The organism is Fibrobacter sp. UBA3629, assembly GCF_002374005.1.
Lineage (GTDB): Bacteria > Fibrobacterota > Fibrobacteria > Fibrobacterales > Fibrobacteraceae > Fibrobacter.
In genome coordinates this window covers 58,733-74,500 of record NZ_DFLC01000019.1, presented here as the reverse complement: position 1 = coordinate 74,500, position 15,768 = coordinate 58,733, and the positions used below count along the sequence as shown (strand labels likewise).

Annotated in this window: 11 protein-coding genes; 6 read left to right on the top strand and 5 right to left on the bottom strand. The window is 56.7% G+C overall.

The genetic code is table 11. The features are described from left to right. Positions 1-231 precede the first annotated feature (231 nt). Positions 232-1,617 carry an MATE family efflux transporter gene (locus B2310_RS06815; RefSeq protein WP_290729885.1) on the top strand — a complete coding sequence of 462 codons (1,386 nt, stop codon included), beginning with the start codon at positions 232-234 and terminating at the stop codon, positions 1,615-1,617. A gap of 3 nt (positions 1,618-1,620) precedes the next feature. Here B2310_RS06815 and B2310_RS06810 read toward each other — a convergent pair whose 3' ends face one another. Together B2310_RS06810 and B2310_RS06805 are read right to left on the bottom strand one after the other, a co-directional pair. Further along, positions 1,621-2,106 (bottom strand): hypothetical protein, encoded by a 486-nt coding sequence (locus B2310_RS06810; RefSeq protein ID WP_173382683.1) that lies wholly within the window; start codon positions 2,104-2,106, stop codon positions 1,621-1,623. A 74-nt stretch (positions 2,107-2,180) separates the two neighbouring features. Continuing rightward, complete coding sequence (locus B2310_RS06805) at positions 2,181-2,960, bottom strand: hypothetical protein (protein ID WP_290729883.1); 780 nt, start codon at positions 2,958-2,960, stop codon at positions 2,181-2,183. Positions 2,961-2,993: 33 nt separating this feature from the next. On the opposite strand from B2310_RS06805, the gene B2310_RS06800 reads away from it, so the two are divergent. Then, positions 2,994-3,905, top strand: coding sequence for a hypothetical protein (locus B2310_RS06800; RefSeq protein WP_290729881.1), 912 nt, complete (start codon positions 2,994-2,996; stop codon positions 3,903-3,905). On the opposite strand, the gene B2310_RS06795 is transcribed toward B2310_RS06800, so the two are convergent. Beyond that, positions 3,886-4,749, bottom strand: a complete 864-nt coding sequence (locus B2310_RS06795) for a GRP family sugar transporter (RefSeq protein ID WP_290726066.1) — start codon at positions 4,747-4,749, stop codon at positions 3,886-3,888. The two genes, B2310_RS06800 and B2310_RS06795, sit on opposite strands and share 20 nt — an antisense overlap. Further along, a complete protein-coding gene (mnmE, locus tag B2310_RS06790) occupies positions 4,739-6,133 on the bottom strand; it encodes a tRNA uridine-5-carboxymethylaminomethyl(34) synthesis GTPase MnmE (protein WP_290729879.1) in 1,395 nt (464 codons plus the stop codon). The genes B2310_RS06795 and mnmE overlap by 11 nt, the downstream gene beginning before the upstream one ends. A gap of 34 nt (positions 6,134-6,167) precedes the next feature. Here mnmE and B2310_RS06785 point away from each other — a divergent pair, with 34 nt between their 5' ends. The 4 genes from B2310_RS06785 (at position 6,168) to B2310_RS06770 (ending at position 13,716) form a co-directional block, all read left to right on the top strand. Continuing rightward, on the top strand, positions 6,168-7,136 hold the full coding sequence (locus B2310_RS06785) for an aldose 1-epimerase (RefSeq protein ID WP_290729877.1): 969 nt from the start codon (positions 6,168-6,170) through the stop codon (positions 7,134-7,136). Positions 7,137-7,286: 150 nt separating this feature from the next. Next, a complete protein-coding gene (locus tag B2310_RS06780; RefSeq protein WP_290729876.1) occupies positions 7,287-9,581 on the top strand; it encodes a glycosyl hydrolase in 2,295 nt (764 codons plus the stop codon). 229 nt (positions 9,582-9,810) lie between these two features. Further along, the gene (locus B2310_RS06775) at positions 9,811-11,697 is read left to right on the top strand and encodes a T9SS type A sorting domain-containing protein (protein WP_290729874.1); all 1,887 of its coding nucleotides are present in this window, start codon (positions 9,811-9,813) and stop codon (positions 11,695-11,697) included. A 156-nt stretch (positions 11,698-11,853) separates the two neighbouring features. Then, positions 11,854-13,716 carry a glycosyl hydrolase gene (locus B2310_RS06770; protein ID WP_290729872.1) on the top strand — a complete coding sequence of 621 codons (1,863 nt, stop codon included), beginning with the start codon at positions 11,854-11,856 and terminating at the stop codon, positions 13,714-13,716. 10 nt (positions 13,717-13,726) lie between these two features. Here the strand turns inward: B2310_RS06770 and alaS are convergent. Continuing rightward, positions 13,727-15,768 (bottom strand): alanine--tRNA ligase (gene alaS / locus B2310_RS06765; RefSeq protein ID WP_290729870.1); only part of this gene is annotated, 2,042 nt, incomplete at its 5' end.

Here is a 15,768-nt window from a genome sequence, read left to right as displayed (position 1 = left end):
TTAAATATATGTTCGATTCTTTTCCAAATATACAACCCTCATTCAAAAAAAGCAATAGTTTATAAAACAAAATCAATAAAATTTAATCAAAATCACAAACTTTTTGTTTATTTTACATATTTTATCCCTATATGCAACAGTCGTTTCATATGCAGGCCGGACACCAGTGTTCGGGAAACAAGTTTTCACGCCTTACCCGTCTTGCGCGCTTTTCCTATATTTGGCGCCGAAATGTCGAAACTGAATTCCGAGCGCCTCAATTCCTTTGGTACCGCGAGCATCCCGAAACTGGTATTGCAGTTCTCGGTGCCCTCCATCGTGAGCATGCTGGTGAACGCGCTCTACAATATAGTAGACCGCCTCTTCGTGGGCCACGAAGTCGGAAGCCTCGGCATCGCGGGCATCACGCTGTGCTTCCCCATCATGCTGTTCATCATGGCGATGTCGATGATGATTGGCGTAGGCGGCAACACGCTGTTCGCCATCCGCCTCGGGCAAAAGAAGTACATCCAGGCAAGCATCATTCTGAACAACTCGTTCTCGCTCCTGTTACTGATGGCCGCCACCACGTTCACGCTCGGCGAGATATTCATGGAGCCCCTGCTCCGCCTGTTCGGCGCAAGCGATCAGACGCTCCCCGTTGCCAGTAGCTACATGCGCATATTGCTTTGCGGTGCGGTATTCCAGACGGTCGCCCCGGGCATGAACCACTTTATCCGTAGCATGGGTCACCCCAAGACGGCCATGTTCCGCGAAGTCATCGGAGCTGTCACGAACATCGCGCTCGATTGGCTGTTCATTGTGCAGTTCCGCTGGGGCATAGAGGGCGCCGCGTGGGCCACCATCGGTTCACAGCTGGTGGCGGCATCGCTCATCACGCAGTTCTTCGTAAAGAAAGATACCCCCATCCGCATCCGCTGGCGCCACATGAAGTTGCGCTTCGCGTACGTGAGGAAGATTATCATCCTCGGCATTCCGCCCAGCATTATGCAGGTGTGCAACAGCCTGATGAACGCCATCCTCAACTGGAGCCTCACCACCTATGGGGCGATCAGCCTGCACGATACGGGGGCTCTCTCGGGCGGCGACCTCGCGATTTCCGCATTCGGCATCGTGAACAGCATCGCCTCGTTCATATTGCTCCCGCTGCTCGGCTTTGTGCACGGGACGCAACCCATCATCGGGTACAACTTCGGCGCGCGCCTCAACGCCCGCGTGAAGGGCACCCTCAAGTTCACGTTCATCTACGCGGGGAGCTTTATGCTCGTGGCGTGGGCGATACTGATGTGGAAGACCGAAGTGTTCGTGGCCCCCTTCGCACCTACCGACCTCAAGCTGCAAGAAGTCGCCGCGTGGGCCATGCGGATTTTCGGGGCGGCGTTCTTCATGATTCCGCTCGGGCTCGTTTCGGGCAGCTTTTTCCAGGGTACGGGAAAGGCGCTCAGGTCCATGTTCCTGAACGCCTGCAGGCAGGTGATTCTGCTAATTCCCTTTTTGCTCGTGCTCCCGCACTTCTTTGAACTGAAGGGCGTGTTCATGGCGCAGCCCATCGCCGACACGGGTGCGGCCATCATCGGCGTGCTCATGCTCCGGCACGAACTGAAGAAGCTGAAATAAACCTTAGAACAACTTCTTCGCGTCGGTCAGCTGGCCGTCCTTCTCGTGGAAGAGGATGACGGAGCCCCCTTCGAGGGTCTTGAAAACTTCGACCAGGCGGTTGACAGTCTTAGTCTCGTCAAAACCGATTTCGTTCTTCGCGGCCTCGTTCACGACTATGCCGAAGTTCACGGCGTTCGGGGCGGAACGGCGGAGATAGGCAATGAAGTCGGCACCGGATGCAATCACGTCGGTACGGCCCTTCACGTCGATGTTCATCGGGTCTCGGATGCTGGCCGAAAGCGGGAAGAGTTCCTCGTTCACGGTCTGCTTCGCGTTCAGGAAGAACATGTTGCCCACATAGAGGCTGATGGTATCGTCGAGCACCTTGCCCACTTCGACGGACACATCGCACGCAGACGACATTTCCTGAATTTCGAGTTTGGAAGGTCCGCAGGCAATGAGGGCTGCGGAAGCGAGGATGGCGAAAGCGGCCAGAATCTTTTTCATATGGGACTCCTTATGTTCCTGAAATGCTTAAAAATCCCCGCCTGTGCGGGGATGACGATAAAACAAATATATACTTATTTCGAGAGGATACCAAGCGCCTTGGACACGAGTTCGGGCGAAAGCCTGAAAATTTCGCTCAATTTTTCAACCCTTTCGGGTTCGGCGATGCGTTCCATGCGGCTGCCGTTTGCGTCGCGGGTCACGAGGTTGCCCTTCTGGTAATAGTACTGCACGCCGCGCTCGCGGTCGAGGCGGTTCAACACCGGGTAGGTCATCATCTCGCGGTAGAAACTTTCGGACCAGTGCTGCTTAAACTCCTCGACGCTCACGCCTGCCACCGGGTATTCGAAACGCAACTTCATCGGGGAGCTGAGTTTCCCTGCACCATTGAGCGCGCCGCCGGTCCAGAGTTCCATGGAATCCATGTCGGGCCGCACGAGGCGCACGCTGTTCGGCACCAGCGGGAAGAACACCTCCCCTGCACCGAAGGGCTTCGGGAGCGGGATGGGGAGCGGGTCGAAGATGAGGTAGCCGGGGTCGAAGAGGAAATCTGAATCCGCATCCGGTAAAATCAGCGCGCAGTGGATGTTCCTCTCCTTGCGCTTGTGGCCCATCACGAGCCGCGGGTTGAACCCCATGTCGCGCAGGCTCTGGTACAGGTGCCAAGTCATGCTGAAGCAGGTGCCGCCGCCCATCCAGGTATCGATATCGTTCTGGTCGCTGTCGTCGAGGTTGCGCGCGGCCGTAGCGCTGCCGGTAGATTCGAGGCGTATGATTTTCGTGAGGTTCTCGTACGTGACGTTCGAGAGCCTGTTGCACAGGTCGAGAATCTTTTGCCAGGTTGCGCTTTCCATAAACGCAAAGATAGAAATTGCTATATTATGCACATGCTCGGAATTGAACAGAAAAAAGGAAACGATGATAAGCTTTGCGGCAGGATGATTGCCTACGCAAGGATTTTGCCCACGCCCGACGCCGAAGAAAGCAACTCTCCGTTCGATGACATGATCAAGAACGGGCTCTTGACGCTCGAAGGCGATTTCCGCAAGTTCAACCCGACCGTACCCTCGCGCCACCGCAGGAACCAGGTAATGGACGAGCGCCTGAACGAACTCCTCGAAACGATGGAGGAGAACGGCGTCGAACTGCCGGAGAACCTCGACGTGGAAACCATGCGCGACAGGCTGCATGAACTTTCGAACATGGAAGTCATCCCCATTCCGGCGCGTATCGGCAACTTCACCAAGGAAGAAGACATCCTGAACGAAGACGCGGACATCTACTACGTCGGTGAATTCATCGGCGCGAACCAGGCGCACTTCTGCCTCACGACGCTCCCCATCTACTACCAGGCGCGTTACCGCGAGCAGACGAAGAAGCACGAGATGGAACTCCTGAACGACATGCTCTCGCAGTTCGAGAACGGGCAGTTCCTCGACAACGACGACATCATGAGCGACACGGTGGAGCTGTTCCCCGAAGGAGCCTCGCTGAACACGTTCGTGGGCGACCTCGGGAACCTGCTGAACGTGAAGGTGATTCCCTTCCTGCTCGCCTGCGAAACCGACGAGGATTACGACCGGCAGGTGAAACTGCTGTACAAGTTCATGAAGGACTACCCCGAGCCGCTGGACGTGAAGCGCATCGACGCATCGCTGCGCATGCTGCGCGAGCAGGGCGACAACGAACTTGCCCGCAAGGTTCTGGAACTGAGTACAAAAAAAATCTGCGCCCTCTACAACGAGGACGCAAAATCCGCCGAAGCATTCGAGTCGGAAATTACATCTTTGAAAGTGTAAGCAGGGCTGCACCTGCAAGGATAATGACCGTCGACGCGGCCAGTTTCAAGCGTTCAGTGCGGGTCGCATATTCCCCGAAAGCAAAGACTCCCCACATCTGGTTTACAACCAAATTAAGTTGCAGGAGCGGGTAGCCCACCGCATATCCGAACATGCCATCGTCGGCGATGGCCCAGAATATGGCGAGTGTCCCGAGCATCCAGAGCATGCCGGCAGCAAAGGCGAAAAGCGACGGTACCGCAGGCATTTCAAAACGCTTGCCGCGGGCCAGAGAGAGCACGATAAAGAGAGCGACACTCCCGACGCACACGCCCACCGAGAACGGGAACAGGAATTCCATGTCCCCGAGCCCGCTTAGCTTGTACGGGATAAGGTACGAGCCGAACACCGCTCCCGAAAGGAGCGAGCGCCAGTTCTTCCAAATGTGCTTGATGTGCCCCGCCGGAATCCAGATACCCACGAGCATGCACACGATGGCTGGGATAGAGAAGTAGAAAAGCGAGTGCTCGGCGAACAGCGTGACACCCGTAATGAACGAAAGCAAGATGCTCACGCTCATGGAGCGCAGTCCCGTGCCCGCGAGGTCCGCCTCGGCCTGCACCGCCCAGAAGCAGAGCGCACCGCCGACAACCCAGAGGAGCCCGCAAATCACGCCGACGGGTTGCAGGTTGAACTGTCCGGTGACGCAGGCGATTATCGCAGAACAGGCAAGCGCCCCCACGGCCATCATGGCGAGGAACGCCCACGAAGAATAGTTCGGGTATTTCTTGAGCGGGACCATGTATGTCCCGAACGCGAAGACGCCGATTAGGACGCCGATAATACTGAGAGCACTACTTTCCAATGCAGAACCCCGCGAAAATAGATTGTAAAATGTCTTCGGACGAAATTTCGCCCGTTATGCTCTGGAGCGCACGGCGCACCACCTGCATCTCGAAGGCGAGCAGTTCCACCGCCGGATTGTTCCGGAGCAGGTCGAGCGCGCGGTCGATACCCGCGAGGGCATCTTCGAGGCAGGCCTTCTCGCGTTCGCTTGTAATCCAGAGGTCTTCTGCGTCCGCAGATTGCTTGAACAGGGAGGCGTTCATCGCTTGGCGAAGTTCCGCAAGGCCCTCGCCTGTCTTGGAAGAAACGCTCAGTCCACCATCGGGAATCGGGGATGCGCGCAGGTCGGACTTGGAATAAACGACAAGGTCCGCGTTATTTGTCATGTCAGCGAAAGCGGACATCCTAAGATTCTCGCCTTCGCGAGAATGACGAGATGCTAATTCGCCTTCGCGAGAATGACATTCCTGCGAGCTGCTGTCCACCACGAGAATCTTCATGTCGGCTTCTTCGAGAATTTCCCTGCTCTTTTTCTGGCTGAGCGCGTCGAGCTCGTCCGTTGCCTGCGCAGCGATGCCCGCGGTATCGACCAGCCGGATTTCGCCACTGGGCAAGAACAGGCGCACTTCCACAAAGTCGCGCGTTGTACCCGGGACGTTGCTCACAAGCACGCGGTCTTCGCCCAGGAGGGCATTCACGAGGCTAGACTTGCCCGCATTCGGCGCGCCGTAGAGTACGGCCAGCGGGAGCCTGCTGAGCGAAGCCTTCCCGTGGAAGCTGTTCAAAATTTGCTGGATAGATTCACGGACAGCGACAAACCGCGCCTCCCAGCCCGCAAAGTCCGGGTCGGCCTCCTCTTCCGCGAAATCCACATCAAGTTCCAGGCGCGCGGAGATATCCTTCACCTGCTCGGCGAGCGTAGCGACTTTCTTCGAGAGGGCGCCCCCCAGAAGGCGATGAGCGTTCTCGAGTTCTGCGCGGTTCGCGCTGTGAATCACGTCGGCCACGGATTCGGCCTGCGTCAAGTCCATCTTGCCGTTCAGGAAGGCGCGGCGCGTGAATTCCCCGGGCTCGGCAAGACGCACGCCATCGAGCCCGCGGATTGCCTGCAGCAGGTCGCGTACGATAAGCGGGTTCCCGTGCGGGTAGAGTTCCAGCACGTCTTCGCCGGTATAGGAATTCGGGCCTTCGAAGAAGATATACAATAGGCTATCGATAAGCTTGCCCGACTGCGGGTCACGCGCACAGCCGAGATTTGCCATACGCGGTTCAAGCGCAGCTGCACGCTTTTCGCCAAACAGGGTTCGGACAACTTCACGCACCTTCGGACCGCTCACGCGAAGCGCGGCCACGGCACTCACGCCGGCAGGTGTCATCGGGGCGACTATCGTCTGGGAATCCATGGCGGGAAAAATAGCATTTTCTATCTTACTGCACATGAGCAACTTCAAACTGATTTCCCGCCCTATCGGCACAGTGCAGTGTTTTGTCCTCCAGCGCGACGACGGCGCTGAATTCGAAATCCTTTCGGGCTACGGCGGCGGGCTCAACGCCTGGCGCATCCCCGCCTCCGGCAAAAAAACGCTTGACCTGCTCTTCGGTTACCGCGAAGGCGACGACATCTTCAAGATGGGCCCCGACACCAACGCGGGCTGCAGGCTAGCCCCCTACCCCGGGCGCACCGCCTACGCGAAGTTCACCTGGAACGGGAAGACCTACCAGCTCATCAACAACGTAAGCTGGGCCCCGCACGCCCTGCACGGTTTTTTGCAGAACCAGGAATGGAAATTCGAGCGTTTCGAAAGCGATAACGAAAGTTGCTCTGCCGTTTTTACCTGCGACTGGCCGGGTGCCTTCGCGGGATTCCCCTTCCCGTTCCGTGCTACAAACAAAATAACATTCTCCGGGAACGCGTACAAGGTCGAATCGACCGTCGAGAACATGGGCAACACGGACATGCCCTATTCCGAAGGCTGGCACCCGTACTACATGCTAGGTGAAAAAATCAACGACCTGGTAATGACACTCCCCGAATCGCTCCTTGCGGAACTTGACAGCGCCGACCTCCCGACAGGCAACTTCCATGCGGACACGCGCTTTACTGCAGGCCGCAAGATTAACGACGAGTTCATCAACGACTGCTTCTGCCTCGTGGACAACAGCAATCCGAGAGAAGCAGGAAGAGGCATCGTTACGCTCGAAGGCAAGAACGGCAAGCTTACCCTCTGGCAGGACGCCCGCCTCGGGCAGTACAACGCCATCCAGATATACACGCCCCCGACCCGCGAGAGCATCGCCATCGAGCCCATGACATCGGAGCCCGACGCGCTGAACCATCACCGCGGACTCATCGTCATCCCGCCCGGCGAAAAACGCACGTTCACCTTCGGCGCAGAGTACAAGTAATCCTTCGGCAAACGAAGTTTGCCATTTTTACGCAAATTTCGCCATTTTTGTTGTTGTGATTTACCCAACATCTTTTTGCAGCGACCCCAAAAAAGGGGGCCGGGACACCCACTATTAATATATATTCAAGAAAAACAAAAAAGGACGTGTATGAAAATCACAAAATTTGCATGGATGTTTGGTCTCGCCGCGGTCAGCAGTTTCGCCGCACAATACGAGGCCGAAGACGGAACGATTACCAAAGATGCCGCTGTCGCTACCAGCACAGCGGCCTCCGGCGGTAAGTATGTCAAGATGAACGGCGGCGATATCACATTCCCGACCGTGACTGTCGATGCGGCAGGCCAATACACGGTCGTCATCCACTACATGAACAACTACGGTGGAGACAAAATCAACAATGTCGGTGTCGGAAGCACCTCCGCGCAGGTTTCCTTCCCCGTTACGGACAAGGACAAATTTGTGGACGTTGAAACAGTCCTCGCCCTTGCCGCAGGCGCAAATACAATCGCCATCACCAATAGCTGGGGCTGGATTGACGTGGACTATATCGAAGTCAAGCCTTACGAAGCGAAGGCTTTCGATCTCTGCAATGCGCCCGTCACAGCAAACGCGACCCCCGCTGCCAAGAAACTCTACAACTTCCTCGTCAACAACTTCGGCAAAAAGACCATCTCCGGCGTGATGACCGGTAATATGGATGCCTACACCATGGGCGATGCCACCCAGCACGAAGACGTGCAGGCAGTTTACAAGGCCGGTGGCAAGTATCCGGCACTCATCGGCGCCGACCTCATGAACGCAACCGGCGCGAACAAGGACGAAGGCTGGTTCCAGCAGTACACCGAAAAGGCCATCGACATCGCGAAGACCACCTGGAAGAAGGGCGGCATTCCGGCTTTCACGTGGCACTGGCGCCCCGGTGACGAAGTGGAATTCTACGTGAAGGGCGCACACGAAACCTACACTGAATTCGACTTCACCGAAGCGTTCATAAAGGGCACCACCACCTGGGATACCCTCTCGGCAGCCTACAAGGCGCTCGTCGGCGATATTGACCGCGTTTCCGAAATTTTCCTCGGCCTCCAGACAGAAGGTGTCGCCGCCATCTTCCGCCCGCTGCACGAATCCGGCGGAAACTGGTTCTGGTGGAGCACGCACACGGGCAAGCAGTTCGCTGCGCTCTACCAGTTGCTCTACGAACGCATGGTGTTCAAGAACGGCGTGAACAACCTTATCTGGGATTTCAACCCGCAGGACGCCTCCAAGATTTCCTGGACTCCGGGCGAAACCTACTACGATGTGTTGAGCGTCGATATCTACAACAAGGCTAATGACCACCAGAGCAACAGCGCCGCATTCATCGACTTTGCCAACAAGGGCGGTACGAACAAGCTTATTTCCCTCAGCGAAAACGGCCCCATCCCCGATGTAGACAATATGTACAACGAGGGAGCAACCTGGAGCTGGTGGATGCCGTGGTACGAATCCTGGGGAAGCGCTTTCGTCAGCCAGACCGCCGCAAGCGTATGGCAGAAGAACCTCGCCGACGAACGCATCATCACGCTTGACGAAATGCCCGGCTGGGACAACTACAACGAGGCCGCCTCCGCAACGAAGGTTTGCCCCACCTCTACAGAAAATGCCAAATACGGAGCAGGTAGCGGTTCTTCGGAAGACTACAAGAACATGATGATGGCCGTGACCTACAAGACACTCGGAGAGGACGGTGCGAACATCGAACTGCAGAAGGTGCCGGATCTGACTGGCGCATCGACAGTCTCCGTCAAGATTACGAACAATGGTTCGGGCGGTGCAGACGGTGGTGTCTGGGTAGGCCTCGCCTTTGTGCGCAACGGCATGAAGGATAGCCTCTGGACCTGGGAAATGTCCCCCTCTACCGGATGCTGGCTCAACGACGGAGCCTCCTCTACTTGCGAATTCGACATCACCAAGTACGAAGACGATGCTGGCGTGGAACATCCCACGGACCTCGACAACCTCTTCTCCGTCACGCTGATGGTCGCCGCCGTGGGATTCTCGGGCACCATTACCTTTGACGACCTCGTCGCCGACAACGGGAAGGTGATTTCCGCATTCGACAAGAAGACGGAACTCTTCACGACCGCCACCCAGAGCAAGGATTTCGTCTCGAAAATCGAGCTCGTGGACGAGAACGGCAATTCCGACGCCATCAAGACCGTGGCCGCCTCTGCCGCCAAGTTCGGCATCCAGGGCAACACGATTTCGCTTTCTACCGCGAAGGCGGGTATGGTATCGGTCGACGTGTTCGGCCTGAACGGCAAGCGCGTCGCGACACTCTACAAGGGCAACCTCGCCGCGGGCAGCTATGCGTTCAGCCTCGAGAACATGCCGAAGGGCAGCTACATCGTGCGCGTGAAGGGCGCGGGTATTGCCGCTACCAAGCCGATTCTCGTCAAGTAAAGTTTCCTCCTAACTCCAAAGCCCTGCAGGTTTTCGCCTGTGGGGCTTTTTTCGTATAGAAGCCGCAAAACAAGCGCAAGATGGCCGCAGGTTCAGCTTTTTCGCGCTCGCCCGGTGTGGACAAATCCGGCGGTTTTTGTCAACACCCCGAGGCGAAAAATGTCCTTTTTGCGCCAGCGATTTATAGTTTTCGGGTAAACGCCTCCGAAGGGGCGTTTTGAGGAGTTATATGAAAAAATTGAGTTTTGCGGCTCTTTGCGGGGCCTTTTTGCTCAGTGGAACCGCTTTTGCGGCTCCGGGCCTCACGGTGAGCGGCACCGATTTGCTCTATAACGGCAAGAAAATCTTCTTTTCGGGCACAAACCTCGCCTGGAGCGACTACAATTCCGACGTGGGAGCTTCCCCGCTGAACGAGAACGCCTGGCGCAAGGCTGTGGAAGGCACGCGCGCCGCGGGCGGTAACGCTATCCGCTGGTGGCTTTTCAACAACATGAGCCAGAGCCCGGAAATCGACCAGACGACGCACCTGGTTTCGGGCCTCAAGGAAAACACCATCAACAACATGAAGAAGGCTCTGGACATCGCCGAGGAATACGGCGTGATGGTCTCGATGTGTCTCTTCAGCCACAACCTGATGGAACCCAACCAGTGGGGACTTTACGACGAAAAGCTCGACATCACCGCGAATACGAACCTGTTTGAGGACGAGGGCACGCAGGCGTTTATCGACAACGCGCTCATCCCGGTGGTGAAGGCGATTGGCAACCACAAGGCGCTCATGACCTGGGAAGTTTTCAACGAGCCCGAGGGCATGACGAGCGAATGCAGCGGCTGGACCTCCAAGAAGATGGCGCTTTCCAAGATCCAGGCATTTACGAACAAGGTAGCGGCAGCCATCCATACCGAAAACCCGGAACTGCTCGTTTCTACGGGTAGCGTGAACATCCAGTATCAAAAACACTGGAACGACGCGGCCCTCGTGGCGGCGGGCGGCAAGGCGAACGGCACGCTCGACTTTTTCCAGACGCACTACTACCCGTATTACCAGAACGATGCGGTGAGCCCGTTCGTGAATACGGCAGCCCAGATGGCGAGCAAGTACGGTTACGATAGCAAGCCGATGATTATCGGCGAATTCCCCGCAAGCGGCTGGAAGGGCGATACCTATACCGCAAGCATGGCGGCAAAGACCCAGATTTCGACCGAGGAATGCTACCGCAAGGCGTTTGACGGCGGCTATGCGGGCGCACTCGCCTGGCAGTACATCGGTGACAAGACCGAATCGAACTTCGGCGGCTACACTTACACGATTGACCCCGCGCTTGACGCCATGAAGGCACTCGCCGCAACGGAAGAGGCGAGCATCAAGATTAAGGATGTGTCGATTAGCGAAGAAGGCGGCGACGGCAAGATGTCGGTGACCTACGGTGGCGACAACGCGCAGATCGAATACCAGAAGACATGGGACCTGAGCAAGGCCAGCACGTTCACGTTCGAGGTAACGAACACGGGCGCCACCAATGCGCAACTGCACCTGATTTTCAAGCTGACGGATGCTTGGACCTGGACTCCGGTGAACGACGATGCCAGTGCTTGCGTTGTGCCCGCGGGCGAATCGACCGTCTGCTCCTTCGATATTTCCAGCTTTGCAGATCGCAACCAGACTCTGAGCGTCGTCATCGCGAACTACGCCGCAGGCTATACCGGCACGCTCCTTTATGACAATTTCAAGGCGGGCGACCAGGTTCTCTGGGACTTCAACGAAGACAAGTACGATGCCTTCAGCCGCGGTTTCGAGAACACTGAAGAGATGATTCCCGAAATCAAGATCGTATTCGGCACAACATCCATCGGGAAAGAACCGCATGTGGCCGCAGTCAAGGCGGGAGCATCTTTCAAAATTTCCGGCAGCACGATTTCGCTTGTGACCGCGAAGGCGGGCGACGTGAGCGTGGACGTTTACGGCATGAATGGCAGGCGCATCGCAACCCTCTTCCACGGCGCGCTTGCGCAGGGCAGCTACGCGTTTAGCCTCGAGAACATGCCCAAGGGAATGTACATCGTGCGAGCGAAGGGAGCGGGCATCACCGCGACGCAACCCGTACTTGTGAGATAACGGATTTCTGACTCCTCGCCCCTGCGGGTTCACGCCTGCGGGGGCATTTTTTTTGACATTGTGCGCCACGCAACAGGTTTTCTTTCTTTTTTCTTGTAAAAAAACAACCAGCCCTTTTTTAGGATATATTTAGAGCATAAGATGTATGGAGTGCTTATGGAATTCAAGTCTTTTGTGGCAATAGCCGCATTCTCCGTGGCGGTATCCGCTTTTGCCGCCCCCACTGTCTACGAAGCCGAAGCGCAGCCGGGCGTAAATGCCGGAGACGTCTCGGCGGATTCCACCGGAGCGAAGTTCGTGACGAAATCCTCCGGGACCGAGTTCACCTTCACGGTCAAGGTCGAAGAAACCGCGATGTACGACATCACGACCAAGGTGCTCATCAAGCAGTACGACTGGACGACCTCCAAGATCCTCGTGAACGGAGTCGAGGCGGGCTCGATGCTCACCACCCCGCGCAACTGCGATTCCAGCTACGTGGTGGCGGCATCCGCCAAGATGCGTGCCGGCGAAAACACGATTACCGTAGGGAACGGTGCCATCGGCGTGGACTACATTACCGTGGAACGCCATCCTGACCCCGTTTTCAACATCAGCGAATTGCCCGTAACACCAAACGCAAGCGGAAGCGCCCAAAAAGTCTACACGTTCCTCCGCAACAACTTCATGAAGAAGACCGTAAGCGGCATGATGATTAGCGACCAGAACTTCAACTACGACTACGGCAACATGAAGCTTTTGAAGGCAGGCGAATGCACTCCGGCGGATTCCTGCAAGTTTAGCGACGAGGAAGTCTCGTGGAAGGGTCAGACCGACATCGCCGAGTTCTACAAGCGCAGCGGCCACTACCCTGCCGTGGGCGGGTTCGACATGCTCTTTGCCGCGGGCGGGCATCACGAGGAAGGCTGGTTCCGGGGTTATACCGAGAACAACCTGGTGATGACCGAGCAGCTGTGGGAAATGGGCGGCATCCCGACCTACACATGGCACTGGAAAGTCGGGGAAGACACGATTTTCTACACGCAGCAGGAAGGCTACAGGAATGCGGGTTGCACCGAAGGCGTCACGAAGACGGCCGACAACAACACCTGCTTCAACTACACGAAGGCCTTCAAGGATTCCACCTGCAAGGAGATTGACTTGACTTCGCAGGTCTACAAGGACATCGTCGCCGACGTGGACATTGTCTCGGGCTATTTCAAGGAACTCGAGGGAAAGGGAATCTCCGTCGTGTGGCGCCCGCTGCACGAGGCCAGCGGTGGCTGGTTCTGGTGGGGCACGGCTAGCCCCAAGTGCTACGTGCAACTTTACCGACTCGTATTCGACCGCATGGTGAACACAAACAAACTCACAAACCTCATCTGGGTATGGAACATCAACACCGACCCGAAATTCGGTTACGACTACAGCGCGCTCAATGCGGAATGGTACCCGGGTGACGAGTACGTGGACATTGTCGCGGTCGATATCTACGACCCGCTTAACAACCACAATTCCGCCGCCAACTACTTCAACAAGATAGTGAGCGACGTCGGAACCAAGAAACTCATCGCCCTGAGCGAAAACGGCGCCATTCCGGATATCGACAGCATCGCCGAAGACAAGGCCTATTGGAGTTACTGGATGACCTGGAGCCAGACGTGGAGCGGAAACTTCCTTGAAAAGACTCCTACCGACATGTGGAAAAGGAACCTCGACGACGAACGCATCATCGCACTCGACGACATGCCCGGCTGGGACAAAGTAATCACCCCGGACGTCATCCGCGCAGGCCGAAACATTGTCAGAAAAGCAGAAATCTCCTTGCAGGGCAAAGACCTCGCCATTGCATTACCGCAAGCGGGCGTAACCGCCATCGCCATTTTCGACATTACGGGACACCGCATCAAGACGCTGAACATAGGCGTTCTCGATGCCGGCACGCACGCATTCTCGCTGCAGGGCCTTGCACAAGGCAGCTACATCGTGCAAGTCAAATCCGGCAACGAGAGATTCGCGCAGAAGATTCAGATAAAATAAGGAAGCCTTATTAGGCGCCGAGCTTCGCGCGAATCCAGTTGTTGGCGTTCGCAATGGCACCGGCAATCTTGTCGACTTCCTTGGTGCCGGCCTGAGCACGGTCCGGGCGTCCACCGCCGCGGCCACCGCAAGCAGCGGCAAGGTCCTTGACGAGGTCTCCGGCCTTGATGCCCTTGGCCTGAACGTCCTTGCCCACCATCACGGCGATGCTTCCGTTACCGTTCACCTTGTTCGCAATCACGGCAACGCTGTCGGTTGCAAGCTTGTTCTGGATGCCGTCGAGCAAGTCCTTGTACTTGTCTTCGGGCATGTTGAGTTCGCGCACAAACAGGTTCACGCCCATCACGTTGATGCCACCGTTCAACACTTCGGCCGCAATGAGGGTCGCAAGTTCGAGCTTCACGGACTGCAGGCTCTTCTCGAGGCTCTGCGTCTTGGAGAAGGTCTGCTGGATGCGGTCGAGAACTTCGACGTCCTTGCAGCGGAGCTGTTCGCGGAGAGCGGTCAAAATCTGCGTACCGGCGCGGAGCAGCGAGAGCGCGCCACGGCCAGAGACTGCTTCAATACGGCGCACGCCAGCGGACACGCTAGATTCAGAGATAATCTTCACGAGGCCGATGTTACCGGTGTTCTGCACATGCAAGCCACCGCAGAGTTCCTTGGAGAATTCATCGCCCGCGCAGCCCATTTTGACCACGCGGACTTCGTCGCCGTACTTTTCGCCGAACAGTGCCATGGCACCACTGGCCTTGGCTTCGTCGACGCCCATCACCTGGGTGTTGACCGGCAAGCATTCCATCACCTTCGCGTTCACGATGTCTTCCACCTTCTGGATTTCTTCGGCAGTCATGGCGTTGAAGTGGCTGAAGTCGAAGCGGAGGAGTTCGTTCGAGACAAAGCTACCCTGCTGCTGCACATGAGTGCCGAGCACCTGGCGGAGCGCCGCCTGCAGCAAGTGAGTGGCGGAATGGTTCTTGCGGATATCGTTACGACGGTCGTTATCGACGGTTGCCATGAACACGGCTCCCATCGTCGTTTCGTTGGCCGTACCCTTCTTCACCTTACCGCGGCAGAGGGCGGTGTCGTTCACCTTCACGGTGTCGAACACGTCAATTTCCAAATCGGCAGAAACGAGCGTTCCCTTGTCGCCGACCTGGCCACCCATTTCGGCGTAGAACGGAGAGGTTTCAAGCACGATGGAGAGGACTCCCTTGTCTTCACGCCAGCGCACAACCTTCGTTTCGCAAGCGGAGAGTTCATAGCCCACGAACTTGGTGCTTTCTTCGCTGTACTGCGTCCAGCCTTCGGTACCCATCGTATTGATGCCCTGCTTCATGTTGGCGCGGGCACGGGCCTTCTGTTCTTCCATGCACTTGTTGTAACCTTCTTCGTCAATGGCCAGGCCCTTTTCTTCGGCGAGGATGCCGGTGAGGTCCGGCGGGAATCCATAAGTATCATAGAGGAGGAACACCTTGTCGCCCGGAATCTTGTCGCCCTTCTTGAGGTCGGCGGAGATGGCAGCGAAGCGTTCGAGGCCGGCGTCGAGCGTGCGGATAAAGCTTTCTTCTTCGCTCTTGATCACGCTTGCGACGAATTCCTTGCGTTCGCGGATTTCCGGGAAAGCATCGCCCATGGTGTCGGCGAGCACCTGCACCAGCTTGTAGATAAAGGCTTCCTTCTGGCCCAGCAGGCGGGCAAAGCGGCTAGCGCGGCGGAGAATGCGGCGGAGCACATAGCCACGGCCTTCGTTGCTCGGGAGAGCGCCATCGGCAATAGCGAAAGAAATCGCGCGGATGTGGTCGGCAATCACGCGGTGCGGAGTACCGGCTTCACCGTCGTTGTAAGGCACGCCACTGAGTTCAGCGATTTTAGCGATAATCGGGGTGAACACGTCGGTGTCGTAGTTGCTGGTCTTGCCCTGCAGAATAGCGCAGATACGTTCGAAACCCATACCGGTATCGACGTTCTTAGCCTTCAGCGGAATGAGGCTGCCGTCGCTCACGCGTTCGTACTGCATGAACACGTTGTTCCAAATTTCAATATAGCGGTCGT

Coding starts and splice junctions, on each gene's coding strand:
- B2310_RS06815 (WP_290729885.1), top strand. CDS start 232: ATGTCGAAACTGAATTCCGAGCGCCTCAATTCCTTTGGTACCGCGAGC.
- B2310_RS06810 (WP_173382683.1), bottom strand. CDS start 2,106: ATGAAAAAGATTCTGGCCGCTTTCGCCATCCTCGCTTCCGCAGCCCTC.
- B2310_RS06805 (WP_290729883.1), bottom strand. CDS start 2,960: ATGGAAAGCGCAACCTGGCAAAAGATTCTCGACCTGTGCAACAGGCTC.
- B2310_RS06800 (WP_290729881.1), top strand. CDS start 2,994: ATGCTCGGAATTGAACAGAAAAAAGGAAACGATGATAAGCTTTGCGGC.
- mnmE (WP_290729879.1), bottom strand. CDS start 6,133: ATGGATTCCCAGACGATAGTCGCCCCGATGACACCTGCCGGCGTGAGT.
- B2310_RS06785 (WP_290729877.1), top strand. CDS start 6,168: ATGAGCAACTTCAAACTGATTTCCCGCCCTATCGGCACAGTGCAGTGT.
- B2310_RS06780 (WP_290729876.1), top strand. CDS start 7,287: ATGAAAATCACAAAATTTGCATGGATGTTTGGTCTCGCCGCGGTCAGC.
- B2310_RS06775 (WP_290729874.1), top strand. CDS start 9,811: ATGAAAAAATTGAGTTTTGCGGCTCTTTGCGGGGCCTTTTTGCTCAGT.
- B2310_RS06770 (WP_290729872.1), top strand. CDS start 11,854: ATGGAATTCAAGTCTTTTGTGGCAATAGCCGCATTCTCCGTGGCGGTA.